The sequence below is a fragment of the Pseudomonas urmiensis genome (assembly GCF_014268815.2).
Taxonomy (GTDB): Bacteria; Pseudomonadota; Gammaproteobacteria; order Pseudomonadales; family Pseudomonadaceae; genus Aquipseudomonas; species Aquipseudomonas urmiensis.
In genome coordinates this window covers 1,918,859-1,942,717 of record NZ_JABWRE020000001.1, presented here as the reverse complement: position 1 = coordinate 1,942,717, position 23,859 = coordinate 1,918,859, and the positions used below count along the sequence as shown (strand labels likewise).

20 protein-coding genes and 2 pseudogenes are annotated in these 23,859 nt (G+C 60.8%); 13 read left to right on the top strand and 9 right to left on the bottom strand.

The window, feature by feature from the left end; all coding sequences use genetic code 11:
* Nucleotides 1–201 precede the first annotated feature (201 nt).
* Genes mexE through HU737_RS08605 form a run of 3 tightly spaced genes read left to right on the top strand, consistent with a single transcriptional unit; the run spans nt 202 to nt 6,047 of the window.
* Nucleotides 202–1,443: a multidrug efflux RND transporter periplasmic adaptor subunit MexE gene (gene mexE / locus HU737_RS08615; protein ID WP_186553307.1), complete on the top strand. Its 1,242-nt coding sequence runs from the start codon at nt 202–204 to the stop codon at nt 1,441–1,443.
* Between the two features lie 12 nt (nt 1,444–1,455).
* Nucleotides 1,456–4,635: an efflux RND transporter permease subunit gene (locus tag HU737_RS08610; protein WP_186553308.1), complete on the top strand. Its 3,180-nt coding sequence runs from the start codon at nt 1,456–1,458 to the stop codon at nt 4,633–4,635.
* Complete coding sequence (locus HU737_RS08605) at nt 4,632–6,047, top strand: efflux transporter outer membrane subunit (RefSeq protein ID WP_186553309.1); 1,416 nt, start codon at nt 4,632–4,634, stop codon at nt 6,045–6,047. Before HU737_RS08610 ends, HU737_RS08605 begins: the two co-directional genes overlap by 4 nt.
* Nucleotides 6,048–6,455: 408 nt before the next feature.
* Here the strand turns inward: HU737_RS08605 and HU737_RS08600 are convergent, their stop codons facing one another.
* Nucleotides 6,456–7,478 carry a zinc-dependent alcohol dehydrogenase family protein gene (locus HU737_RS08600; RefSeq protein WP_186553310.1) on the bottom strand — a complete coding sequence of 341 codons (1,023 nt, stop codon included), beginning with the start codon at nt 7,476–7,478 and terminating at the stop codon, nt 6,456–6,458.
* 214 nt (nt 7,479–7,692) lie between these two features.
* On the opposite strand from HU737_RS08600, the gene HU737_RS08595 reads away from it, so the two are divergent.
* A complete protein-coding gene (locus tag HU737_RS08595) occupies nt 7,693–8,607 on the top strand; it encodes a LysR family transcriptional regulator (RefSeq protein WP_225915595.1) in 915 nt (304 codons plus the stop codon).
* Nucleotides 8,608–8,717: 110 nt separating this feature from the next.
* On the opposite strand, the gene HU737_RS08590 is transcribed toward HU737_RS08595, so the two are convergent.
* The 3 genes from HU737_RS08590 to HU737_RS08580 all read right to left on the bottom strand — a co-directional run bounded on the left by HU737_RS08590 (nt 8,718) and on the right by HU737_RS08580 (nt 11,191).
* Nucleotides 8,718–9,269, bottom strand: coding sequence for a YdeI/OmpD-associated family protein (locus HU737_RS08590; protein WP_186553311.1), 552 nt, complete (start codon nt 9,267–9,269; stop codon nt 8,718–8,720).
* Between the two features lie 22 nt (nt 9,270–9,291).
* Nucleotides 9,292–10,425: a pyridoxal-phosphate-dependent aminotransferase family protein gene (locus HU737_RS08585; protein WP_186553312.1), complete on the bottom strand. Its 1,134-nt coding sequence runs from the start codon at nt 10,423–10,425 to the stop codon at nt 9,292–9,294.
* Between the two features lie 175 nt (nt 10,426–10,600).
* Entirely contained in the window at nt 10,601–11,191 is a 591-nt protein-coding gene (locus HU737_RS08580) for a GNAT family N-acetyltransferase (RefSeq protein ID WP_186553313.1), read from the bottom strand.
* Between the two features lie 175 nt (nt 11,192–11,366).
* On the opposite strand from HU737_RS08580, the gene HU737_RS08575 reads away from it, so the two are divergent.
* Nucleotides 11,367–11,726, top strand: coding sequence for a nuclear transport factor 2 family protein (locus HU737_RS08575; RefSeq protein WP_186553314.1), 360 nt, complete (start codon nt 11,367–11,369; stop codon nt 11,724–11,726).
* Between the two features lie 220 nt (nt 11,727–11,946).
* Here HU737_RS08575 and HU737_RS08570 read toward each other — a convergent pair whose 3' ends face one another.
* Nucleotides 11,947–12,387 carry a hypothetical protein gene (locus tag HU737_RS08570; RefSeq protein WP_186553315.1) on the bottom strand — a complete coding sequence of 147 codons (441 nt, stop codon included), beginning with the start codon at nt 12,385–12,387 and terminating at the stop codon, nt 11,947–11,949.
* A gap of 102 nt (nt 12,388–12,489) precedes the next feature.
* Here HU737_RS08570 and HU737_RS26550 point away from each other — a divergent pair.
* Nucleotides 12,490–12,596, top strand: a pseudogene (locus tag HU737_RS26550) (integrase); the annotation flags it as partial.
* 30 nt (nt 12,597–12,626) lie between these two features.
* Here HU737_RS26550 and HU737_RS08565 read toward each other — a convergent pair.
* Both HU737_RS08565 and HU737_RS08560 read right to left on the bottom strand, forming a co-directional pair.
* A complete protein-coding gene (locus HU737_RS08565; protein ID WP_186553316.1) occupies nt 12,627–13,619 on the bottom strand; it encodes a hypothetical protein in 993 nt (330 codons plus the stop codon).
* 214 nt (nt 13,620–13,833) lie between these two features.
* Complete coding sequence (locus tag HU737_RS08560; RefSeq protein WP_186553317.1) at nt 13,834–14,898, bottom strand: SDR family oxidoreductase; 1,065 nt, start codon at nt 14,896–14,898, stop codon at nt 13,834–13,836.
* Between the two features lie 72 nt (nt 14,899–14,970).
* On the opposite strand from HU737_RS08560, the gene HU737_RS08555 reads away from it, so the two are divergent.
* The gene (locus tag HU737_RS08555) at nt 14,971–15,375 is read left to right on the top strand and encodes a MerR family transcriptional regulator (RefSeq protein WP_186553318.1); all 405 of its coding nucleotides are present in this window, start codon (nt 14,971–14,973) and stop codon (nt 15,373–15,375) included.
* Nucleotides 15,376–15,785: 410 nt separating this feature from the next.
* On the opposite strand, the gene HU737_RS08550 is transcribed toward HU737_RS08555, so the two are convergent.
* Nucleotides 15,786–16,412: a VOC family protein gene (locus HU737_RS08550; RefSeq protein ID WP_186553319.1), complete on the bottom strand. Its 627-nt coding sequence runs from the start codon at nt 16,410–16,412 to the stop codon at nt 15,786–15,788.
* A gap of 198 nt (nt 16,413–16,610) precedes the next feature.
* Here HU737_RS08550 and HU737_RS08545 point away from each other — a divergent pair, with 198 nt between their 5' ends.
* The 6 genes and pseudogenes from HU737_RS08545 to HU737_RS08520 all read left to right on the top strand — a co-directional run.
* Nucleotides 16,611–18,398 carry a thiamine pyrophosphate-requiring protein gene (locus HU737_RS08545; protein WP_186553320.1) on the top strand — a complete coding sequence of 596 codons (1,788 nt, stop codon included), beginning with the start codon at nt 16,611–16,613 and terminating at the stop codon, nt 18,396–18,398.
* Nucleotides 18,399–18,496: 98 nt separating this feature from the next.
* Complete coding sequence (locus HU737_RS08540) at nt 18,497–19,024, top strand: (2Fe-2S)-binding protein (RefSeq protein ID WP_186553321.1); 528 nt, start codon at nt 18,497–18,499, stop codon at nt 19,022–19,024.
* Entirely contained in the window at nt 19,021–20,022 is a 1,002-nt protein-coding gene (locus HU737_RS08535) for an FAD binding domain-containing protein (protein ID WP_186553322.1), read from the top strand. The genes HU737_RS08540 and HU737_RS08535 overlap by 4 nt, the downstream gene beginning before the upstream one ends.
* Nucleotides 20,019–22,217, top strand: a complete 2,199-nt coding sequence (locus HU737_RS08530) for a xanthine dehydrogenase family protein molybdopterin-binding subunit (RefSeq protein ID WP_186553323.1) — start codon at nt 20,019–20,021, stop codon at nt 22,215–22,217. The genes HU737_RS08535 and HU737_RS08530 overlap by 4 nt, the downstream gene beginning before the upstream one ends.
* A gap of 210 nt (nt 22,218–22,427) precedes the next feature.
* The gene (locus HU737_RS08525) at nt 22,428–22,661 is read left to right on the top strand and encodes a PLD nuclease N-terminal domain-containing protein (RefSeq protein ID WP_186553324.1); all 234 of its coding nucleotides are present in this window, start codon (nt 22,428–22,430) and stop codon (nt 22,659–22,661) included.
* Nucleotides 22,662–22,695: 34 nt separating this feature from the next.
* A pseudogene (locus tag HU737_RS08520) lies at nt 22,696–23,022 on the top strand (SDR family oxidoreductase); the annotation flags it as partial.
* 425 nt (nt 23,023–23,447) lie between these two features.
* Here the strand turns inward: HU737_RS08520 and HU737_RS08515 are convergent.
* The gene (locus HU737_RS08515; RefSeq protein ID WP_186553325.1) at nt 23,448–23,834 is read right to left on the bottom strand and encodes a cupin domain-containing protein; all 387 of its coding nucleotides are present in this window, start codon (nt 23,832–23,834) and stop codon (nt 23,448–23,450) included.
* Between the last annotated feature and the right edge of the window lie 25 nt (nt 23,835–23,859).

The window sequence follows — 23,859 nt, the reverse complement described above, 5'->3', positions numbered from 1 at the left end:
GTGTTGCTGCAATGTAGTAGCGCCGCATCGCAGGCAAGCCAGCGCCTACAGTCAACTGCAAGGCCAAGCACCATGCCCGCCATCGATGAAATATCGCGACATATCATTCTGCGTGATAATAACCTTCGCCGCGTTCGATTCGTTCCTTGCGCGCACGAGCCGCAGAATCCGCCCACTATCCAATAATTGGCGGAGTTCTCCATGGAACCATCACTCAAACCCCTGCGCTATCCCCTCGCTGCCCTGGCAGTGCTGGTGATCAGCGCTTGCGGTCGAACCCCCGACGCCGTGCAGGCCCCCGCCGCGCCCAAGGTCAGTGTGGCCAAGGTGATCGAGCAGCCGATCAACGAGTGGGACGAGTTCACCGGGCGCCTGGAAGCCCCGGAAACCGTCGAGGTGCGTCCGCGGGTGTCGGGCCAGATCGACCTGGTGGGCTTCACCGAAGGCGCCCAAGTGAAAAAAGGCGACCTGCTGTTCCAGATCGACCCGCGTCCGTTCCAGGCCGAAGTCCGCCGACTCGAAGCACAGCTGCAACAAGCCCGCGCCACCGCCGTGCGCAGCGAAAACGAAGCGCGTCGTGGCGAGCGCCTGCGCGACAGCAACGCGATCTCCGCCGAGCTTGCCGAATCGCGCACCAGCGCCGCTGCCGAAGCCCGTGCCGGTGTCGCTGCGATCCAGGCCCAGCTGGACCTGGCCCGCCTGAACCTGAGCTTCACCCGCGTCACCGCGCCGATCAGCGGCCGGGTCAGCCGCGCCGAGTTCACTGCCGGCAACATCGTCACTGCCGACGTCACCCCGCTGACCTCGGTAGTGTCCACCGACAAGGTGTACGCCTACTTTGACGCCGACGAGCGCGTGTACCTCAAGTACACCCAGCTGGCGCGCGAAGGCCAGCGCGGCCAGAGCACCCCGGTCTACCTGGGCCTGACCAACGAAGCTGGCAACCCACACCTGGGCCAGATGAACTTCGTCGACAACCAGGTCAACCCACGCACCGGCACCATCCGTGGCCGCGCCGTGTTCGACAACCGCGACGGCCAGTTCACCCCGGGGCTGTACGCCCGTCTCAAGCTGGTCGGCAGCGCCAAGTACGACGCCGTGCTGATCAACGACGAAGCGGTCGGCACCGACCTTGGCAAGAAGTTCGTGCTGGTCATGGACAAGGACAACAAGGCCGCCTACCGCGCGGTGGAGCTGGGACCGAAGCTTGAAGGCCTGCGCATCGTGCGCAGCGGCCTGGGCAAGGACGACCGCATCGTGGTCAAGGGCCTGCAACGGGTACGCCCAGGCTCGCCAGTGACCCCAGAAGAAATCGCCATGGCCAGTGAGCAGACCCTCGCCACCCTGGCCCGTCAGCGCCAGGCGCTCGAAGCCAGCAACCCGGCGCCGCGCGTGGCCGGCTCCAGTGAGAAAGTCGCCAGTGCCCAGGCACCGCGCGGTTAAGGGACGACACCGATGAACTTCTCGAAATTCTTCATCACACGGCCGATCTTTGCCGCCGTGCTCTCGCTGATCCTGCTGATTGCAGGCTCGATCGCGCTGTTCCAGCTGCCGATCAGCGAATACCCGGAAGTGGTCCCGCCCACCGTGGTGGTGCGTGCCAACTTCCCCGGCGCCAACCCCAAGGTGATCGGCGAAACCGTCGCCGCACCGTTGGAGCAGGCCATCACCGGGGTGGAGAACATGCTCTACATGTCCTCCCAGTCGACCGCCGACGGCAAGCTGACCCTGACCATCACCTTCGCCCTGGGCACTGACCTGGACAACGCCCAGGTGCAGGTGCAAAACCGTGTCACCCGCACCCAGCCCAAGCTGCCGGAAGAAGTCACGCGCATTGGTATCACCGTCGACAAGGCCTCGCCCGACCTGACCATGGTCGTGCACCTGACCTCGCCGGACCAGCGCTACGACATGCTCTACCTGTCCAACTACGCCATCCTCAACATCAAGGATGAGCTGGCGCGCCTGGGCGGTGTCGGTGACGTGCAGCTGTTCGGCATGGGCGACTACTCGCTGCGGGTCTGGCTCGACCCGAACAAGACCGCTTCGCGCAACCTGACCGCCAGTGATGTGGTGGCGGCGATTCGCGAGCAGAACCGCCAGGTCGCTGCCGGCCAGCTCGGCGCGCCGCCCGCGCCAGGTTCGACCAGCTTTCAGCTGTCGATCAACACCCAGGGCCGCCTGGTCAATGAAGAAGAGTTCGAGAACATCATCATCCGCGCCGGTGCCGATGGCGAAATCACTCGCCTCAAGGACATCGCCCGGGTTGAGCTCGGCTCCAGCCAATACGCCCTGCGCTCGCTGCTGAACAACCAGCCGGCGGTGGCGCTGCCGATCTTCCAGCGCCCTGGCTCGAACGCCATCGAGATCTCCGATGAGGTGCGGGCGAAGATGGCCGAGCTGAAGAAGGACTTCCCTGAAGGGATGGACTACAGCATCGTCTATGACCCGACCGTGTTCGTCCGTGGCTCGATCGAAGCGGTGGTGCACACCCTGTTCGAAGCGCTGATCCTGGTCGTGCTGGTGGTGATCCTGTTCCTGCAAACCTGGCGCGCTTCGATCATCCCACTGCTGGCTGTGCCGGTGTCGCTGATCGGTACCTTTGCCGTGATGCACCTGTTCGGCTTCTCGCTCAACGCCTTGTCCTTGTTTGGCTTGGTATTGGCGATCGGTATCGTGGTGGACGACGCCATCGTCGTCGTGGAAAACGTTGAACGTAACATCGGCCTTGGCCTGAAACCGCTGGAAGCCACGCAAAAAGCCATGGGCGAAGTGACCGGGCCGATCATCGCCACGGCGCTGGTGCTGTGCGCCGTGTTCGTCCCGGCGGCGTTCATCTCCGGCCTTACCGGGCAGTTCTACAAGCAGTTCGCGCTGACCATCGCCATCTCCACGGTTATCTCGGCGTTCAACTCGCTGACCCTGTCACCGGCCCTGGCCGCGGTGCTGCTCAAGGAGCACCATGCACCCAAGGACCGCTTCTCGCGGCTGCTCGAGCGGCTGTTCGGCGGCTGGCTGTTCGCCCCGTTCAACCGTTTCTTCGACCGCGCCAGCAATCGCTATGTCGGCGGTGTGGGTCGGGTCATCCGTTCCAGTGGTATCGCCCTGTTCGTCTACGCCGGCTTGATGGGCCTGACCTACCTCGGCTTCTCGTCCACACCGACCGGCTTCGTCCCGGCCCAGGACAAGCAGTACCTGGTAGCGTTCGCCCAGCTGCCGGATGCGGCCAGCCTGGACCGCACCGAAGCTGTGATCAAGCGCATGAGCGAGATCGCCCTGGAGCAGCCAGGTGTGGCCGATTCGGTGGCCTTCCCGGGCCTGTCGATCAACGGTTTCACCAACAGCCCCAACAGCGGCATCGTGTTCACCCCGCTCAAGCCGTTCGATGAGCGCAAGGACCCAAGCCAGTCGGCGGCGGCGATCGCTGCCGCGCTGAACGCCAAGTTCGCTGATATCCAGGATGCCTACATCGCGATCTTCCCACCGCCGCCGGTACAGGGCCTGGGCACCATTGGCGGCTTCCGCCTGCAGATCGAGGACCGCGGCAACCTGGGCTATGAGGCGCTGTACAAAGAAACCCAGAACATCATTGCCAAGAGCCACAACGTGCCGGAGCTGGCGGGTCTGTTCACCAGCTATCAGGTCAACGTGCCACAGGTCGATGCTGCCATCGACCGGGAAAAGGCCAAGACCCATGGCGTGGCCATCAATGACATCTTCGACACCCTGCAGGTGTACCTGGGCTCGCTGTACACCAACGACTTCAACCGTTTTGGCCGCACTTACCAGGTCAACGTCCAGGCCGAGCAGCAGTTCCGCCTCGACGCCGAGCAAATCGGCCAGTTGAAGGTGCGCAACAACCTCGGCGAGATGATTCCGCTGGCAACCTTCCTCAAGGTCAGCGACACCTCCGGGCCTGATCGGGTGATGCATTACAACGGCTTCATTACCGCCGAAATCAACGGTGCTGCGGCCCCCGGCTACAGCTCCGGCCAGGCCGAGGCGGCCATCGAGAAACTGATCAAAGAGGAACTGCCCAACGGCATGACCTTCGAATGGACCGACCTGACCTACCAGCAGATTCTGTCCGGCAACACCGCACTGCTGGTATTCCCGCTCTGCGTATTGCTGGCGTTCCTGGTACTGGCGGCCCAGTACGAAAGCTGGAGCCTGCCGCTGGCGGTGATCCTGATCGTACCGATGACCCTGCTGTCGGCGATTACCGGGGTGATCATCTCCGGGGGCGACAACAACATCTTCACCCAGATCGGCTTGATCGTACTGGTGGGCCTGGCGTGCAAGAACGCCATCCTGATCGTCGAGTTCGCCAAGGATAAACAGGCCGAAGGCCTGGATCCGCTGGCAGCGGTATTGGAAGCCTGCCGTCTGCGCCTGCGTCCGATCCTGATGACCTCGATTGCCTTCATCATGGGTGTGGTGCCACTGGTGTTCTCCTCCGGTGCCGGTAGCGAGATGCGCCATGCCATGGGTGTTGCGGTGTTCTCGGGGATGATTGGGGTGACGCTGTTCGGCTTGTTCCTGACCCCGGTGTTCTTCTTCCTGATCCGCCGATTCGTCGAGCGTCGCCAGGCCCGCAAGGCTGCGCACGCCAAGCCGCTGGAGAACCATGCATGAAGCTGCTCAAACCCCTGACCCCGAGCCTGCTGGCGTTGGCCTTGGCGGCCTGCGCAGTGGGCCCGGACTACCAGGCGCCGAACACCGAACCGGCAAGGCTGGACACTGACGTACAGGCCAAGGCGTTCGATCGCAGCCGCTTTGAAAGCGTGTGGTGGAAGCAATTCGACGACCCGGCGCTGAACCAGTTGGTGCAGGCCTCGCTGCAAGGCAACCGTGACCTGCGCGTGGCGTTTGCCCGCCTCAAGGCCGCCCGGGCGATTCGTGAAGATGCCGAGAACGACAACTTGCCGGTGGTCAGCAGCCGCGCCAGCAGCGAGCTGGGCAAGGGCCAGATTCCTGGCCAGACCGAGCGCCGGGTCAATAGCGAACGCTATGACCTGGGCCTGGACATGGCCTGGGAGCTTGACCTGTTCGGCCGCATTGCCCGCCAGATCGAAGCCAGCGAAGCCCAGGAAGCGGCAGCCGAAGCCGACCTGCAACAACTGCAGGTCAGCCTGATCGCCGAGCTGGTCGATGCCTATGGGCAACTGCGCGGTGCGCAACTGCGCGAGAAAATCGCCCTGGCCAACCTCAAGACCCAGCAGGACTCACGCAGCATCACCGAGACCCTGCGCGATGCTGGCGTGGGCAACGAGCTGGACGTGGTCCGCGCCGATGCCCGGTTGGCAGCCGTCGAAGCCACGGTGCCGCAGTTGCAGGCCGAGCAAGTGCGTGCCCGCAACCGTATCGCCACCCTGCTTGGGCAGCGGCCCGACGCGCTGAGCGTGGACCTGTCGCCCAAGCAGTTGCCGGCGATTGCCAAGGCCCTGCCGGTGGGTGATCCGGGTGAGCTGCTGCGTCGTCGCCCAGACATTCGTAGCGCCGAACGGCAGCTGGCAGCGGCCACGGCCAATGTCGGCGTGGCCACCGCCGACCTGTTCCCACGGGTCAGCCTCAGCGGTTTTCTCGGCTTCACCGCCGCCCGCGGCTCGCAGATCGGCTCGTCCGCCGCCAACGCCTGGGCGCTTGGCCCGAGCATCACGTGGGCAGCGTTCGATCTAGGCAGCGTGCGTGCGCGCCTGCGCGGGGCCAAGGCCGATGCCGATGGCGCGCTGGCCAACTATGAGCAGCAGGTATTGCTGGCGCTGGAAGAATCGTCCAATGCCTTCAGCGATTACGGCAAGACCCAGCAACGCTTGCAGGCGTTGATGCGCCAGAGCGATGCCAGCCGCAAAGCCGCAGAGCTCGCTTCAGTGCGCTACCGCGAAGGCACGGTGGATTACCTGGTACTGCTGGACGCCGAGCGTGAACGGCTCAGTGCCGAGGATGCCCAGGCCCAGGGCGAGGTCGAGCTGTATCGCGGGATCGTCGCGATCTACAAGGCCTTGGGCGGTGGCTGGCAGCCTGAGACGGTGGCCAGTGTGCGCTGATTCTTGATACTGATTTAACGACTCCTTTGGTTGGCTCCTCCCCCAACCGTTTGCCCCGCTGGCCTTGGTCCGTGGGGCTTTTTTATGGGGTGTAAAGCGCAGGTCGTCAGCCGCACCCGCTGCTGTAGCGACGTTGTCATTACGGTGTGTGGCTTGGGAGGCAGAGGCTGCCTGACGCAGAGTGATAGCTGCTGAATGAACGCAGGTCCAGCGGGTGCAGGACATGCCTTGGGTAAAGCGGCTGCTGAGCAGCCCTGTGAATCGCCACCAGGTCCGGCTAAGGGTTGCCAAGGCAAAGGGTGAATCAACACCTCAGATCGGCCTCATAGCCCCATAAAAGCAAAACGCCCGATGCGATGCACCGGGCGTTTGAGGGTTAAGGCCTAGTTTGAACTAGATAGACAGCGCTCAGGCTTGCCCCATGTCCAGCACCACACGACCACCGCATGGGCATTCGTCCATGTAACGGTGCGCCTCGACCACCTGCTCGAACGGGTAGACCTTGATGATCTGCGGCGTCAGCAGCTTGTCGGCGGTGAACTGGTTGATATCGCGCAGCGCCCGTTGCAGCGCCACCTGGTCCTGGCTGATGCCCAGCTCAGGCTTACCGGTGAAATTGCCGATGCAGTGCACGTAGAACTGAATATTCTTCTGGAACGCAGCGCACGCCGGAAATGGCGTCTGGTTGCCGCCCTGCAGCCCATACAGCACCAGGCTGCCACGTGGTGCCAGAACATCGCCAAGCAGCGACATCTGCGGGCCACCGAGGCCGTCCAGGACCATATCGACGCCACGCCCATCGGTGTATTTACCGATCTGCATGAGCAGGTCCTGCTCTTCGGTGACGATGACCTTGTCAGCGCCCAGGCTCAGCAGGTAATCACGCTGCTCCGGCTCTTTGGTGGCGGCAAATACCTTCAGCCCCAAGGCCTTGCCCAGCTGTACGAAGGCCGGCCCTGCGCAGTGGCTGGCATCGGTCACCAATGCAGTCTGCCCGGCCTTGGCCCGGGCCAGGTCGACATAGGCGAAATAGGCGATCAGCAGCGGCGTGTAGTGAACGCTGGCCTCGATCGGCGTCAGGTTATCGGGGTAACGGGTTATGGCCGTGCGCGGCAAGACGATGACATCGCCATAGACCGGGTGATCATTGGCGCTGGTGGCCGGGAAGCTGGCCACCCGGTCGCCGACAGCAATATCGTCGACGCCTTCGCCGACTGCCGTCACCACACCGGCCATTTCATGGCCGATGCCTGCCGGCAGGCGCGCCTTGGACGGTGCCAGGTTCTGTCGCCAGAGCACGTCGTACCAGCTGACGCCGATCGCCTCGACGCGGATCTGCAGCTCGCCGGCGGCGGGCGACGGCTCGCCCTGCTCCTCGCAACGGAGCACATCGGCCGCGCCGAACGTATGGAATCGGATCATGCGGGACATCGCATACCTCGCCTGTGTGAACCTCGTATTACCATGGACTTTATCCGGGCTTTGAGCGTTAGACCATCAGTGGCCGTTAATAGTCGACATGCTTGTCATTGATTGGGCCCCTGGCAATTTCGCACATTGGCCCCCGGAAATCGGTGCAGGGTAACAGCCTTTGGCCTTAAGATTCACCCCTGCCCCACCTTTGGCGAATAGGCTAAGCGCATCGATGAACCGTAACGACCTGCGTCGCGTAGACCTCAACCTGCTGATCGTGTTCGAAACCCTGATGCACGAGCGCAGCGTGACCCGCGCCGCCGAGAAGCTGTTTCTCGGCCAGCCGGCGATCAGCGCCGCCTTGTCGCGCCTGCGCAACCTGTTCGACGACCCGCTGTTCGTGCGGACTGGGCGCAGCATGGAGCCCTCGGCCCGCGCCCATGAAATCTTCGCCCTGCTGTCGCCCGCGCTGGACTCGATCTCCACCGCCGTCAGCCGCGCCGCCGAGTTCGATCCCGCCACCAGCACCTCGGTGTTTCGCATCGGCCTGTCGGATGACGCCGAATTCGCCCTGCTGCCGCAGTTGCTCAAACGCATCCGCGCCGAAGCGCCCGGCATCGTCCTGGTGGTGCGCCGGGTCAACTACCTGCTGATGCCCACCCTGCTCGCCTCGGGCGAGATCTCGGTGGGCGTCAGCTACACCAGCGACCTGCCTGCCAATGCCAAGCGCAAGGTGCTGCGCCGCAGCAAGCCCAAACTGCTGCGCGCCGACAGCATGCCCGGCAGCATCACCCTGGACGACTTCTGCGCCCGGCCGCATGCGCTGGTGTCGTTTGCTGGCGATTTGTCCGGTTTTATCGACGAAGCGCTGGACGAGATCGGCCGCAAGCGCCATGTCGTGCTGGCGGTGCCCCAGTTCAACGGCTTGGGCAGCCTGCTGGCGGGAACCGATATCGTCGCCACGGTGCCAGACTACACCGCCGCAGCCCTCACCGCTGGCGGCGGTTTGCGGGCGGAGGATCTGCCGATTGAAGTGCGCAGTTTCGAGCTGCATATGGCCTGGCGCGGGGCGCAGGATAATGATCCGGCGGAGCGTTGGTTGCGTTCGAGGATTCAGATGTTCTTCGGCGACCCGGACAGTCTCTGAATCGGCACAACGTATCAACGATGTGGCTTGAGTGTTCATTCTCTTCGCAGTTGATCCCCAGCGTGTGAGGGTGACGACCACGTGGTTGACGTGCCAGGAGATCAGCTGGGTTAATTGTCTGCCTCCGGCGCCCGGAAGGCTTTACTGTAATAGCCGGACTGGTCGAAACAGCAAACCTGCTTCTTGCCGGTTGCAAGCATATCGCAGGCATCACCCATTCGCTTTTCGCGTGTCTTGAGTTGCTTCGCTGAAGTAATCCAGTGGATCCAGTCTACGCGCGCGATGGTCGTTGTGTTGTTCCAACCTTTGCGAGCCTCAGGCCAGGCTGCCAGTGCTTGCTCAAAATCTGCCGGAATATCAGGCTCGGGTTCCTTCTTCACAGGGGTTAACTCGAGGGTAACGATATCTCCAACGGCCACACCTGCGGCGTCGAGTAACTCTCGACCTACCTTCAGCCAATGGCTCAGCTGACCATCGGGCTCAAGGGTTGCGCGGAAAGGGTGCCCATTGATTGTGCCTTCGGCTGTCGTCCTTCCACGCCTCGGGAACCGTTCACTCGCGTCTCTTGGAAGGACTGCAAAAGCCCACGACGGATCATCACCGGGCTTTGCCGGACGAAGAAGCTTTGCTTCGAATCGGGACTTCACAGCGTTCGTCGTCATTGCAAGTCCTCCAACTGAGCGTCTAGTTAACCATCACCTCGTCCAGTGCTTGCTCAAGGATGTCGACTGTGCGATCGATGTTGTGCAGCTTTTCGAGCCCGAACAGACCGATGCGGAAGGTCTGGAAGTCGGCCGGCTCGTCACATTGCAACGGCACACCGGCGGCGATCTGCAGGCTGTGGTCGGCAAACTTCTTACCGCTCTTGATATCGGCATCATCGGTGTAGCTCACCACTACGCCAGGGGCCTGAAAGCCGACTGCTGCCACGCTCTTGATACCTTTGCCGGCCATCATTGCGCGCACCCGATCACCCAGGGCCTGCTGTTCGTCGCGGACCTTGTCGAAACCGTAGGTTTGCATCTCCTTCATCACTTCGTTAAATCGCGCGAGAGAATCGCTGGGCATGGTCGCATGGTAAGCATGTCCACCCTGTTCATAAGCCTGCATGATCTGAAGCCACTTTTTCAGGTCGCAGGCGAAGCTGCTGCTTTGCGTCTGCCCGATGCGCTTGAGGGCCAAAGCGCTGAGCATCACCAGGGCGCAGCAAGGAGAGGCGCTCCAGCCCTTCTGCGGTGCGCTGATCAGCAGGTCGACCGCGCATTTGTGCATATCAACCCAAAGCGCGCCTGAGGCGATGCAGTCCAGCACGAACAGGCCACCCTGCGCATGCACCGCGTCGCCTACCGCCCGCAGGTACTCATCGGGCAGGATGATCCCTGATGACGTTTCAACGTGGGGGGCGAAGACAATCTGCGGCTTGTGCGCCTCAATGGCTGCCAGCACTTCGTCCAGAGGGGGCGGAGCGTAGGCAGCCTGGCGCTCGGTGTCGACCGGTCGGGCTTTTAGCACCGCAGTGGCCGCCGGGATGTTGCCCATCTCAAGGATCTGGCTCCAGCGGTAACTGAACCAGCCGTTGCGTATCACCAAACATTGCTGGCCGTTGGCGAACTGGCGCGCCACCGCTTCCATGCCGAATGTGCCACTGCCGGGGACTACCGCAACCGCCTTAGCGTTGTAGACCTGCTTCAGGGTGCTGGAAATGTTCTTCATCACACCTTGAAACGACTGCGACATGTGGTTGAGCGAGCGGTCGGTGTAAACCACCGAGTACTCGACCAGTCCCTCAGGATCGATATCGGGATATATCTTTGACATGGTGTGACTCCTTTGGCAGAGATGTCCGTGGTATCGACCCTGCCCTAAGCGATTGCAAATGACAAGATTACTTGGATTGAGGTGCGATTTCTGTCGACGCTAGGGTGCAGATTACGACACAACTCAGCCGGTACGCCGGCGATGAGCCCCTAGTGGACAGCAAGCTGCTTGGTCATCACCTGAGCACCAAACCATAGCGGGTGAGCGCAAGCGGCTCACTGTTCTCTTCAATGACCCGCTGGCTCGCAGCCTGTGCAGTGAAACCGTGCTTGAGGTAAAAACACCTGGCGCGTTCATTGCCATCGAGCACCCATGCGCTGACCTGCCCATATCCATCGTCCTGCATAACCTGCTGCGCGTCTGTCCACAACGCGCTGCCAATTCCACGCATCCAGAACGCTGGGTCCAGGTAGATCGCCATCAGTTCGGCGGTGCCCGCTGCGGCGTCCTCGTCACGACTATGGCCGAAGGAAATCCAGCCAACCACCCGCCCAGTTAGTTCGGCCACACGAATGGAAGGACTGCCCGCTTCGATTGCCTGAGTCAGGAAGGCCACACGGCGTTCGACAGTCGTGTCCAGGCCGCTCAGGTAGCGTGCCGATAACAGCCCGTTGTAGGCGCTTTGCCAGCTGCGAATATGAAGTGTGGCGATGGCAGCAGCCTCTTTGCTGTTGGGCTTGCGAATGAGGAGTTCGGGTAGTCGGCTGGCGCGATCCATGTGATCAGACCTTGAAGTGGCATTCAGCACGGTAATTGCACGGGCCATGCCAGGGAGTCTCCAACGGTAAACTGGCGCTTTTGATGCCTAGCGGGGGGCTTCGCCGTGCGCGCAGTGGCGCAAACTGTTGGAGCAGTGTCTGCAGGTAAACAGCAAAGGCAAGCACTGCCAACACAGAGCAGTTAACGCTGTACCCAGGGAGGTCAAAAAATTGAAGCTATCGATGGCAAAGCTGAAATCCATTATTCACTCATTGGAGGAGCGTCTGCTAGAACGCCAGACTCGCCTTGACCCCAATGCACTAAATAGCCTGCTGGCTGCGGACTTTGTCGAGTTTGGTGCCAATGGTATGGCGTGGAACCGAGCCCAAATCATCGACGGGTTACAGTCTCAGGCTTTCGTTCGCCGCCAGATCAGCGCTTTTGAGATACGCGTGCTGGCCGATGAGGTCGTGCTTGCCACCTATACCTGCACGATCCATGGGCCGGATAGCAGCAGTGAGTCGCTGAGAAGCTCAATCTGGCGACGGCAGGGCCAGCAGTGGCAGATGGCATTTCACCAAGGGACAGCGAAGGCTGGATAAGGTTGATCAACTGTCAGCGCCGCGCTTGTAGAGGAGACCCACATTGGGTCGAAAGCAGCTGGTCGCGACTGACCGCTATCGACCCATTGCAGCCCTTCGCAAAGGGCAACAAAATGCCAGAAGCGCACATACGATGCGGACAAGGACGGAGACAACCTCTGGCTCTCGATTTCAGGACAGCAACACAGCATGCAATCCCGTGAGCAAATCAACGGATCGTTTACTCGGGAATTCCGGTCAACGTATGCACTACACGCATTGCGCAAGGCGGTCGAGCCCCTTCCGGGTCGAGCTGTTCGCATTTCTTCAGCAGCGGATAGGCATCGGCAAACTTCATAGCCGCCACCTGTTCGGCGTGCTGCTGTGAAACAAAGCAGTGCTCGAACCGGAAGGCGGCATACACCTCGGGCTTGAGTGCCGGAAAATCGTAAACCTCGTCGACGATACTCTTTAGCATCTTGGACATCTGCCCATTGGCTGCGGGGGAAATCCTGCTGAGCAGATCATCCTTGGCAACGCCCGCTTGCCTGGCCGCAATAGCTTGTTTCGATGCACCGATGGATGCCTGCATTCCCTGCGGAAACGGACAATCAGACGCTGCCAATGCTGAGGCCGAAGCCATGCAACTGAGTAAAGTAAGAACAGCGGCCATCCTTGTCATGGAACTTCCTTGTTTATAAAAGCATTGTCGAAATAAGCTGCGAATTCTAACCGATGCCCGTTGATGATGCACTCCATTGACCGGGTCCGCGCCGGGTCTCTAGCCCTGTATGGCACTCGTACCTTGAGACGTACCAAGGCATCACTGATCTATCGCAGGATGAAGAACTGCGGGCGGTTCAACTGCTGCTCGGCCATGCGAAGCTTGAAAGATGCCAGGGCTCCCCCGCTCATTGAACTTCAGCGCACTATGATTTCGTCTGGAAAATAAACACCCATTGAACGATTGCTACGTATCCCCAGCACCTCCCCTTGCATGCTCTGCACCACCGTCTGCCCGCCCTCTATGAGCGTTCCAGTGCGTCGATCCTGGGCGTGTGCGTCCGGTGGCAGGCTGAACAGCATTTGGCCTTCATAACGGCTGACCTGGATGTCGGCAGGATAGTGAACAGGACCGAACTCGAAGGGTTGGTTCGAGTAGCCTTCCCACGCGCGACCTTCCCCATAAGGCCGGTCGAGGATCATGATCAGTGAACGCAGTTCGATCCCCAGCACCCTGACCGGGCTTTCCTCGGACCTGGCCTGCCAGCTAGTGGTGTTGGAGAACACCCTTACCGGGCCTGGCCAGACAATGCCGCCCAGCTCGGTACCTGGCGCCAGCGTGCATCGGCGCATTTTCCATTCGGAAAACGTGAAATGAGCACCGAACGGGAAGCCGAACTCGACCTCCCCAGGCTCACATTTCCATCCCGCCAGGTCATGGACCGACAGGGTCTCGACCGTCGCGAAACCGTGGCCCTGCGCCAGTTCCAGACGACGCACGGGCATGCCTAAGATGTGACCTGGCGCGCGCTCGAAATCGGCCTGCTCCAGGCTCTGCATGCCATAGGGCACGGGATCGCCGGACAGGTCGTTGAAAGGCTCCAGGTTTTGCAAATGGACCCGCGTACCGGCCGGAAGCACCAGGTCACCGAGCACTTGCTCGTGCTCGAGGCGGGGATTGTGCGCACGCCAGTCCTGCCAATGCTCGTAGATGAACTGGACATACAGTCCGCTGCCTGCAGCCAGCAGCACCATGAGAATGCCGAAGCGCCAATGCCTGGCCAGCATATAGCGCCGGCAACGGGGGATCAGCAGTGCCAGCAGGCAGGCGATCAGCAACCAGAGAAAGACTTCGGAAAAGAGGTAGATCATGTAGCCGAGCAGCATGGCCGGCATGGAGACAGGAATCATGGGACCGTCCTTGTGCACCCTGATGGAGACGGCGCAGAATAAATCAAGCTCGGGGCTGTCCCAAGCCCTGATCCTTCAAGGAAACCACTCGGCATGATGCCCCATGAGTCAAAAGCCCACGCCGCAAATGATCGCTACTGATAGCTTTGGGCATCACCGAACATAAGGCCCTGCTACCTCATCGAAGATTGCATGACTGCATGACTGATTGCTTTCAGTTGATTAAGTAACCCTTAACGAATCGCACTGTGTTTTCCAAGGTGCGTGTCATGTCCGGATGCGTTAGCTGATACCTTTGTTCCAGTTGCTTGCTATGGCGCATATCGAAGCGCTGCGTCTGAATGAAATTCAATGACTCGGCGCTGATCGCGAATCGGGCCGCCAGTCCAGGAATCGACAAAAGCCACCTAAGCAGACCTATCGCTACATGGCGTCGGGGGGCCTTGACCCCCAGCATGTTTGCCAGCTGGCCAAGCATTTCCTGCAGATTTGGTGTGCGCTCATAGAGTGCCAGCACCTGCTGGTTGGCCATCAAGGGGTCGAACGCCACGCAGGTTATCATCGCCACCAGATAGTCGACACTGACCACTGGCAACCAGTGCTCGGGGGAACCGGGGACAGCTTTGAACCTGCCTTGTGCCAGATTTCGAATGAGTTCGGCCAGGGGTTGTCCTTCCAGAATGTGCCCACTCTCACTGTGGCCACACACCGTAGCAGGATGAACGATGGTGTAATCGGCGCCCGCTTCCTGCATGTAGCGCATAACTGAGAAATGGGACTCAAGCTTGCTGCCTTCGTAGCCACCCACACGGTCGTAGACTGCGGGCCAGTTTGTGTTTTCAGGGCGCTCATGATCAACCCCGATACTGGCAAGGTGGGTAAGGTTTTGCAGCATGTAGCCGCCCACCATCAGTAATCGGATGCGCTGGTTTGCCGCAAGCCTGGCGACCCTCAGCGCCCCCTGCACATTGACTGCGCGGGCGTGCTCCATGCTTAGCCCCCAGGTAAATTGCGCCGCGAGGTGGAAGGCAACTGCGGCCGAAGACACGCGCTGCTTGTCTGCCTCGCTGAGCCCAAGCGCCTCCCTGCTCATGTCGCCCTCAACGGCATGAATATATCTAGGGTTACCGCCCAGTTGCTCCACTTGTTGTCTGAGCCGCCCAATGTTTTCAGGGCTGCGCATAAGTACCCAGGTCTTGTGCCCTGTCGCAGTGAGACGGGCCAGCAGATGTTGACCCACAAACCCAGTGCCGCCGGTTACGAAGCATTCCACACTCATGCCTGACTCCTTGTTTGGATGATGGGTGCAGGCTAAGGTGTAGAGTCTGCTCTACAGTCAAGGAAATTTACTGTGAACATTGGAGAGTTGGAGCGCCGAAGTGGGATTGGCCGCCATGCATTGCGCTATTACGAGAAACTCGGGCTTATCGTGGCCCAGCGGCAGGCCAACAACTACCGCAGCTACAGCGATCAGACCGTTGTCGACCTGGGGTTTATTCAAAATGCCCAAAGCATGGGTTTTTCCCTTTCGGCAATCGGGGAAATCCTCGCGGCCAAACGGGGTAATACCATCGATTGCGCACAAGGCGCTGCCTTGGTCGCTAGCAAGATGGCTGAAATTCAAGTGAAGATCAGCAATCTGCAAGCCACGTATGGTTTTCTCGATGCAGAGCGTGTGAAGCTTGAAGCCAGTGCCATTGCCCAGGGACTGACTATTTCTTACCCTCCCCTCACTGGGCATGCATCGAAGCCGTAGCACTGTCCATCCTTAGCTCTCGACGCGTTTTACTCCTTCTTTTGGGAGGTAAGCACTGAGGGTCGTTACTCGGCACGGCCAAGCCAATCAGCCGCGGACTCAGGTGCAAGTGCATTTGCTAGAGGTGAACGAGCTACGGCCAAGGTATGCGGGCGGGGTGAGATGGCGGGCAAAAGAAAGCCCGCTGCTAGGCGGGCAAGGTCTATCACACGTAGGGATGGTGATAATGTCTCCCAAGCGATGTGAAAAATTAGTCAAGGAAACGTCCAAGCAATCTCATCGCCGCAACATTGAGCTAAGGCCAGCTGTGCAGCGGCTGTTCTGAGTCGCGCTATGACGGTGTAAACGATAAGACGGGCTGCTACCGCGTCAGTGACTATTCACCCAGTACAGATCGCACACCGCGTGAGCTACAGAATCCTGAGGCCATGCGGTGTAAGGATGTAGGCCTTCAATGCGTATCGCTCACTGCGTAATACACTGACCGGCCCGGTAAAGCCGATAGATTGCAGCTCGCGTTCCACTACGCAGGGCTCGGGATGAGCAATTTCCAGACGTTGCAGTTGACAGCCTTTGTCATCGAGTCTCTTGGCGGGATGCTCCGACTCGCCCCAATCGATCAGGCTAGGGACAGCCCCTTGCAGAGGCAGATGCCCGTCAGGCTGAATCGAAATTTTCCACGACAGACCTCCCCTGCTCATCGGTTCGATCTCTCCAAAAACCTGCCTGAGGCTCTCGTCTGCGCTATCCAGACGCTCCGTACGCGCCACCCAGTGGGCTAAATAGGGCGAAGATTGCGCACTTAGCTCATCCAGACCGAACCACCTAGGTCGCGTAGGCAAAGGAGCCTCACTGTCAGGAGCAATGACTTCAAGATAAAACGACTCTCCTAATCGTAGGAGCAGATTGTGAGTGCTCATGCGCATGTGCTTACCACCTGGCTGCAACTGCACTGCGAGTTGACGCTCGACGAATTGGGCCCCCAACGGCAGGGTCGGTGACACAATGACCAGATGATCCAAGGTGGAACGCATCATAGCCTGCTATCTCCCTAATCAAAGAACTCCAAGCGTTGCCGCCTTTTCACCCGACATGCTCGATTGCAGTACAGCTTCACATACACTGGGCAAGCTCACACGGTGACGACGTGAAGCCCGCCACCGACCCAGATAGTTGAAACTTTCCCAAACCGCGTCAAGTCCAGACCCCTATCGACCAATCAACGGGAGAAGGCAATGACGGGCACGGTAGGCGATTTTCTGGTAGAGCGCTTGTATCAATGGGGGGTACGGCGCATCTTTGGCTACCCCGGCGATGGTATCAACGGTGTATTCGGTGCGCTGAGCCGGGCCAAGGGCAAGATTGAATTCATCCAGGCCCGCCACGAAGAAATGGCTGCATTCATGGCCTGTGCCCATGCCAAATTCACCGGTGAGCTGGGCGTCTGTATCGCGACCTCCGGCCCTGGCGCTTCGCACTTGCTCACCGGTCTCTACGATGCCCGTATGGACCATATGCCAGTGCTGGCCATCGTCGGCCAGCAAGCCAGGGCCGCACTGGGCGGGCACTACCAGCAGGAGCTGGACCTGCTGTCGATGTTCAAGGATGTCTCCGGGGCATTTGTCCAGCAGGCAGCCACGCCCTCGCAGGTGCGCCACCTGCTTGACCGCGCGGTGCGCACCGCCATCGGCGAGCGGCGGGTAACCACAGTGATTCTGCCCAACGACCTGCAGGACTTGCCCTACCAGCAACCGGCGCATGCCCACGGCACGGTGCATTCGGGCATTGGCTACAGCAAGCCCAAGGTGGTGCCCTATGACAGCGATCTGCGCCGCGCCGCCGAAGTCCTCAATGCCGGGCGCAAAGTCGCCATACTGGTAGGCGCCGGCGCCCTGCAGGCCACCGATGAAGTCATCGCCATCGCTGACACATTAGGCGCAGGCGTGGCCAAGGCTCTACTGGGCAAGGCCGCCATGCCCGATGACCTGCCGTGGGTCACCGGCGCCATAGGCTTGCTCGGCACCGAACCGAGCTATCAGCTGATGAGCGAATGCGACACCCTGCTGATGATCGGCTCGGGCTTTCCCTACTCCGAGTTCCTGCCCAAGGAAGGCCAGGCCCGCGCTGTGCAGATCGATCTGCAAGCAGACATGCTCAGCCTGCGTTACCCGATGGAGGTAAACCTGGTCGGTGACGCCGCAGAGACCTTGCGCGCATTGTTGCCTTTGCTCGAGCCCAAGACCGACCGCCGTTGGCGTAAAAAGGTCGAAGGCTGGCGCGCACGTTGGGATAAAACCTTGGCAAAACGTGCGATGGTCAAGACCGACCCGATCAACCCACAGCGCGTGGTGTACGAGCTCTCCCCTCGCCTGCCCGACAACAGCATCGTGACCAGCGACTCCGGCTCCTGCGCCAACTGGTTTGCCCGCGACCTGCAGATTCGCCGGGGCATGCACTGCTCATTGTCCGGGGGCCTGGCCTGCATGGGGGCTGCCGTGCCCTACGCCATCGCCGCCAAGTTTGCCCATCCGCAGCGCGCAGTGATCGCGTTGGTGGGTGATGGCGCGATGCAGATGAACAACCTGGCCGAGCTGATCACCGTGGCCAAGTACTGGCAGCAATGGGAAAACCCGCAATGGATCTGTGCGGTGTTCAATAACGAGGACCTCAACCAGGTCACCTGGGAGCAGCGCGTGATGGAAGGCGATCCCAAGTTCGAGGCGTCGCAGACGATTCCTGACGTGCCTTACCACTTGTTCGCCATTTCCATCGGCCTGCAGGGCATTTTCGTCGACCGCGAAGACGACGTCGCCGCGGCCTGGGAACGCGCCTTGAGCGCCGATAGGCCGGTCTTGATCGAGTTCAAGACCGACCCCAACGTGCCACCGCTGCCACCCCACATCAAGCTGGAGCAGGCGAAGAAATTTGCCGGCACTTTGCTCAAGGGCGACCCGGACCAGGCCGGGGTCATCGTGCAGACGGCCAAGCAAGTCCTCAGTTCGGTGTTACCCGGCAAGAAGTGATGCACGCCTCGGCGCACAGGCTGAACGTTTGCACAGTCGGGTCGGTCGCACCACAGAGACGCAGCCGACTGTGCCAACCCTGACCGTGAGAACCTACCATGAGCGAGATCTTTCCCGAAGGCGGCCAACAGCACCCAATCGACCTGACCATAAACGCTCAAGCCCGATCGCTGCAGGTCCATCCCTGGACCACCCTGCTCGACCTGCTGCGTGAACAGCTGGACCTGATAGGCACCAAGAAAGGTTGCGACCATGGCCAGTGCGGGGCCTGCACGGTGTTGCGCGATGGCAAGCGCATCAATGCCTGCCTGACCTTGGCCATCATGTGCGATGGGGCCGACCTGGTGACCATCGAGGGCCTGGCCAGCGGCGACCAACTGCATCCCATGCAGCGCGCCTTCATCACGCATGATGCCTTCCAATGCGGGTACTGCACGCCAGGCCAGATTTGCTCCGCGGTGGGTCTGGCCCGTGAAGGCCATGCCGCTACGCCAGATGTCATCCGCGAGCAAATGAGCGGCAATCTCTGCCGTTGTGGCGCCTACAGCAATATCGTCGCCGCCGTGCAAGAAGCGCTGCCGCTGATGCGCGCTGCGCCACAAGCGCAAGGAGACCAGCAGCCATGACGCCTTTCAGCTATCACAAGCCTGCATCGGTCAGCGAAGCCGTCAACCTGGCAGATCCTTCTTCGCGATTCATTGCAGGGGGTACCAACCTCGTCGATTTGATGAAGGAGAACGTGGTACGCCCCGAGCACCTGATTGATATCACCCATCTGGGGCTGAACCGCATTGAGAGAACCTCGAGCGGCGGTGTGCTGATAGGCGCGCTGGTCAGCAATGCCGAGCTGGCCGCCGATTCGACAATCGAACAGCATTACCCGTTGTTGTCCGAAGCCATCCTGGCGGGGGCGTCGCCGCAGCTGCGCAATATGGCCAGTACCGGTGGCAACCTGTTGCAACGCACCCGCTGTTACTACTTCTATGACACTGGCACCCCTTGCAACAAGCGCGACCCCGGCAGCGGATGCCCGGCGCGAACAGGGCTGAACCGTATCCACGCCATCCTCGGTACTAGCGATGCCTGCGTCGCCACCCATCCATCGGACATGTGTGTGGCGCTGGCAGCGCTAGAGGCTGTGGTCCATGTCGAGGGGCGGTCGGGTAAACGCCAGATAGCCTTTGCCGAGTTTCACCGCCTGCCCCAGGACGCACCGCAGCGCGACAATCAGTTGGCAGTCGATGAACTGGTGGTCGCCATTGAGTTACCGCCCCCGGCCTTCGCCGACCATTACCGTTATTTGAAAATTCGCGACCGCGCGTCCTATGCCTTCGCGCTGGTTTCGGTGGCCGCTGCCGTACGCCTGGACAACAACGTAATCCAGCTCGCCCGCTTGGCGCTGGGCGGCGTGGCGCACAAGCCGTGGCGAGACCCGGCTGTTGAACGGATGCTGATCGGCCAACCCCCGTCACAAGCGCTGTTCACCCGCGCGGCTCAAACCATGCTGCAAGGTGCAACGCCGTTGAGCCACAACGGTTTCAAGGTGACGCTGGCGCAGCGGGCCATTGTGCGGGCACTGGGCGATGCTGTGCTCGGTGCCGCGGCGCGGGGGGCACGCCCATGAACACCAAAGTGCTAGTCGGAACACCTCTGGACCGCGTGGATGGCGTAGCCAAGGTAACCGGGCAGGCGCGCTATGCGGGCGAGTACCCCGAGGCCGACCTGCTTCATGGCAGCGTGGTATCCAGTACCATCGCCCGGGGCCGGGTACTGCGGATCGACAGTTCCCGGGCCCTGCGCGTGCCTGGGGTGATCGCAGTGCTCGACCATAGTCATCGTCCGCACATTTCCAGTTACGACGACGATTACAGTGACGCCGACTCGGCCGAAGGTTCGCCATTTCGGCCCTTGTTCAACGATCAGGTGCTGTACAGCGGGCACCCCTTGGCACTGGTGGTCGCGCAAAGCCTCGAGCTGGCAAGGTACGCGGGGTCGTTGATCGACATCCACTACGTCGAACAGGCCCACGAGACGGATTTGCTCAATGTACGCAACCAAGCCCATCAGGCACCCGCCGAAACACCTGAACCGCGTGGCGACTTTGCCGGGCAGTTCGCCAGCGCGCCAGTGCAGATCGATGCCACCTACCTGACGGCCAACGAGCATCACAACCCGATGGAGCCGCATGCATCGACGGTGTTCTACAACCCCGACGGCACCTTGCACATTCACGACAAGACCCAAGGTACGCAGAATTGCCAGGACTACCTGCACAAGGTCTTCGGTCTGCCCAAGGAGCACATCAGGGTTCTGGCAGCCTTCGTCGGCGGCGCGTTCGGCTCAGGCTTGCGCCCGCAGTACCAGCTGCCATTGGCAGTAATGGCGGCGTTGCACTTGCAGCGTTCGGTGCGCGTCACCCTGACCCGCCAGCAGATGTTCAGCTTCGGCTACCGGCCCCGCACCGAGCAGCGTTTGCGCCTAGGTGCAGACGCGGACGGCCGGCTGTTGGCAATCGCCCACGATGCACTTGGCCAAACATCACGCTTCGAGGACTTTACCGAGCATCTGGTCGAGTGGAGCGGCATGCTCTATCAGTGTGACAACGTTGCCCTGAGCTATCGCCTGGCTCCGCTCGATGTGTACACCCCGCTGGACATGCGCGCACCCGGCGCCGCTTCCGGGATGATCGCCCTGGAGTGCGCCCTGGATGAACTCGCCTGGGCCGCCCGGATCGACCCGGTCGAGCTACGCCGACGCAATTTTGCCGCCAGCAATGGCAACGAAGGCAAACCCTACTCCAGCAAGCAACTGCTGGCGTGCTATACCCAAGGCGCCGAGCGTTTCGGCTGGGACCGACGCAGCGCCGCACCGAGGAGCATGCGCAAAGGCACGCAGTTGGTCGGCTGGGGCATGGCCGGCGGCGTCTGGGAAGCGATGCAGATGAAAGCCAGCGCCAAGGCGCGCATCGATGCCCAGGGGCACCTGACCGTCAGTAGCGCCACCACCGACATCGGTACTGGCACCTACACCGTCATGACCCAGATCGCAGCCGACGCAGCCGGCGCCCGACTACAGGACGTCACGTTCGTACTAGGTGACTCTTCGCTGCCTCCAGCGCCGCTTCAGGGTGGTTCTTTCACCGTGTCGTCGGTCGGTTCGGCAGTGCGCCAAGCTTGCCTTGAGCTACGGAGCAAAGTGCTGGAACACGCGCGCAGGACCTATCCCGCAGTTGCCAGCACAGCCCTGGAACAGGTCGTGTTCGCAGACGGCTACCTACACGCAGGCAATCATCGCTTTGCCCTGGCGGACATCGTCGCCAGCGCCCCCAATGGTGTTTTCGAAGTACAGGTCGATGCCGAGCCGGGCGCCAAGCGCAAGCCGTTCGCCACTGCCACACATTCAGCGGTATTCGTCGAAGTTCAGGTTGATGAAGAGCTTGGTTCGATCAAAGTCACCCGGGTGGTCAGCGCTATCGCGGCAGGACGTGTAGTCAATCCAAAGACCGCACGTAGCCAGATCCTTGGCGGCGTGGTGTGGGGGCTGGGCATGGCCTTGCACGAAGAAACCTTAACCGATCATCGGCTGGGCCGCATTCTCAATCACAACCTGGCGGAGTACCACATTCCGGTGAATGCCGACAGCGGTGAGATCGAGGTGATATTCGTTGAAGAGCAGGACGACATCGTCAATGAACTGGGCTCCAAAGGGGTGGGCGAAATTGGCATCGTGGGCGTGGCGGCGGCGATAGCCAATGCTGTCTTCCATGCCACCGGCATACGGGTAAGAGCGTTTCCGATCACCCTCGACAAGGTGCTCTAGGCGCTAAGCCCAGATTGACTCGCCCCCTGTGCGACTGAGACGGGCGTTTGGAACCTCGTGTGAACTTTCGCCGGTTTGCACTGGCCTTCCGTTCAGGGGGCGCGAGTTACCAGGCGTCTGGCGAAGGCACAGGTTCCGCGCTCAGCCCGCTGCACGCAGCTTCAGGCCGCAAGCAGTCCCAGTAACGCCAAGCTCATAGGAGATCAGCTGATGAAAGATCTTGCCATGTACTACTGGATTGCCGTCGCGGCAATTGTCTTGCTCGTTGACCTGTGGGCCATCGTCAGTGTGTTCAGAAGCGACAAATCCGATGCGACCAAAGCGCTCTGGGCCTTGGTGATTCTCGCGCTGCCCCTGGTTGGCCTGGGTATCTGGGGTGTCGCCGGTCCACGCGGGATCAAACGCGGCACCGGACCGACTTCGGATGAACACAGCAAGGGCTGAACAATGTCTGCCGCCTACTGAAGAGGGGTGCACCATGCTCGATAAAGCGACCGGTATGAAACCAGGGGAGCGCTACTGCGTCGATAACATCGAGCGCACCCATCAGTTTCCGGGGTTCTTCCTAGACGGCAAGTACTACCTGGGGCCCGAGCTGCTGACCGCTGTGGGCTGGCTCGAAGGTAGGCAGTTCATCTACGACAGCCTGGATGCCCAGGGAGACCCGGTTTTTCCTGATCGGATAGCCGGGACCCTCGACGACCTGAAGCTGACCCTGATAGATGGAACGCGCCTTGATCTTTCAAGGATCGAGGCCCGTGCCACGCTGGCGAGTCAGACTACGCACGGCCAGCCGCAGCGTGAGCCGGAAACCGCGCTGACGCACCGCGAAGAGCAAGATCCAAGTGTCATGGGCGGTTGGCCAAACCCTAAAAGCAAGGCACCACTCATCATCGGCGCGGCACTGCTGGGGCTCGTCGCTGGGCTGTTCATCAGACGCGTGCAACGCAAACAGCGGTAGCGCGCTGACCGCTCGGGCGTTGCGCAGGCACTTTGCCGGCTACCGTTGCAAGCGCTGGGGCAGATACTGACAGCGCTAGGTAAATCCGACGTGGACCAGTAGAGCGCCCTGACGGCTTATCGATTCTGGGTGTTTGAGTGCCGCGGCTTACCTCGATTCGAGGCGGTGCCAGTCTTGACCAGCTCATCGATATGGGCATGACACGGCCCGTCTCGAATAGGTGTCCGCCTCACGCCCTGATGAGGCTAGCCACTGCTGTCGATGTCGACTCAGATCCAGACGTCATTCAGCGCTGTTCGCTTCCCGCCTTCGTGACCGGTATTCAACACGCCTCGCGGCTCGATCATCATCAGTTTTGTTTCCGTCTGTGCCGCCGTTCTGTGCTCAACACCACGTGGTACGACATACAATTCGCCTGGTTTCACATGAACGCAGCCCTCGGGGAGATCGATGCGCAAGAGGCCTTCGAGCACAAGAAAAGCTTCATCGGTTTCCGGGTGTGAATGCCAGATAAATTCACCTTCGATGCGTACCACCTTGAATTGGTAGTCGTTCATTTCCGCGACGACCCTTGGACTCCATTGCTGCTCGATCAAAGACGCTTTTTGAGTCAGGTTCACAGGCTGTGCTGTCAATTGCTGATGCATGCTGGACATAGCTGATCCTCTCTAAATTGGAGTG

Excerpts from the sequence above, each read along its gene's own strand:
- mexE (WP_186553307.1), top strand. The coding sequence starts at position 202 with ATGGAACCATCACTCAAACCCCTGCGCTATCCCCTCGCTGCCCTGGCA.
- HU737_RS08610 (WP_186553308.1), top strand. The coding sequence starts at position 1,456 with ATGAACTTCTCGAAATTCTTCATCACACGGCCGATCTTTGCCGCCGTG.
- HU737_RS08605 (WP_186553309.1), top strand. The coding sequence starts at position 4,632 with ATGAAGCTGCTCAAACCCCTGACCCCGAGCCTGCTGGCGTTGGCCTTG.
- HU737_RS08600 (WP_186553310.1), bottom strand. The coding sequence starts at position 7,478 with ATGTCCCGCATGATCCGATTCCATACGTTCGGCGCGGCCGATGTGCTC.
- HU737_RS08595 (WP_225915595.1), top strand. The coding sequence starts at position 7,693 with ATGAACCGTAACGACCTGCGTCGCGTAGACCTCAACCTGCTGATCGTG.
- HU737_RS08590 (WP_186553311.1), bottom strand. The coding sequence starts at position 9,269 with ATGACGACGAACGCTGTGAAGTCCCGATTCGAAGCAAAGCTTCTTCGT.
- HU737_RS08585 (WP_186553312.1), bottom strand. The coding sequence starts at position 10,425 with ATGTCAAAGATATATCCCGATATCGATCCTGAGGGACTGGTCGAGTAC.
- HU737_RS08580 (WP_186553313.1), bottom strand. The coding sequence starts at position 11,191 with ATGGCCCGTGCAATTACCGTGCTGAATGCCACTTCAAGGTCTGATCAC.
- HU737_RS08575 (WP_186553314.1), top strand. The coding sequence starts at position 11,367 with ATGGCAAAGCTGAAATCCATTATTCACTCATTGGAGGAGCGTCTGCTA.
- HU737_RS08570 (WP_186553315.1), bottom strand. The coding sequence starts at position 12,387 with ATGACAAGGATGGCCGCTGTTCTTACTTTACTCAGTTGCATGGCTTCG.
- HU737_RS08565 (WP_186553316.1), bottom strand. The coding sequence starts at position 13,619 with ATGATTCCTGTCTCCATGCCGGCCATGCTGCTCGGCTACATGATCTAC.
- HU737_RS08560 (WP_186553317.1), bottom strand. The coding sequence starts at position 14,898 with ATGAGTGTGGAATGCTTCGTAACCGGCGGCACTGGGTTTGTGGGTCAA.
- HU737_RS08550 (WP_186553319.1), bottom strand. The coding sequence starts at position 16,412 with ATGATGCGTTCCACCTTGGATCATCTGGTCATTGTGTCACCGACCCTG.
- HU737_RS08545 (WP_186553320.1), top strand. The coding sequence starts at position 16,611 with ATGACGGGCACGGTAGGCGATTTTCTGGTAGAGCGCTTGTATCAATGG.
- HU737_RS08540 (WP_186553321.1), top strand. The coding sequence starts at position 18,497 with ATGAGCGAGATCTTTCCCGAAGGCGGCCAACAGCACCCAATCGACCTG.
- HU737_RS08535 (WP_186553322.1), top strand. The coding sequence starts at position 19,021 with ATGACGCCTTTCAGCTATCACAAGCCTGCATCGGTCAGCGAAGCCGTC.
- HU737_RS08530 (WP_186553323.1), top strand. The coding sequence starts at position 20,019 with ATGAACACCAAAGTGCTAGTCGGAACACCTCTGGACCGCGTGGATGGC.
- HU737_RS08525 (WP_186553324.1), top strand. The coding sequence starts at position 22,428 with ATGAAAGATCTTGCCATGTACTACTGGATTGCCGTCGCGGCAATTGTC.
- HU737_RS08515 (WP_186553325.1), bottom strand. The coding sequence starts at position 23,834 with ATGTCCAGCATGCATCAGCAATTGACAGCACAGCCTGTGAACCTGACT.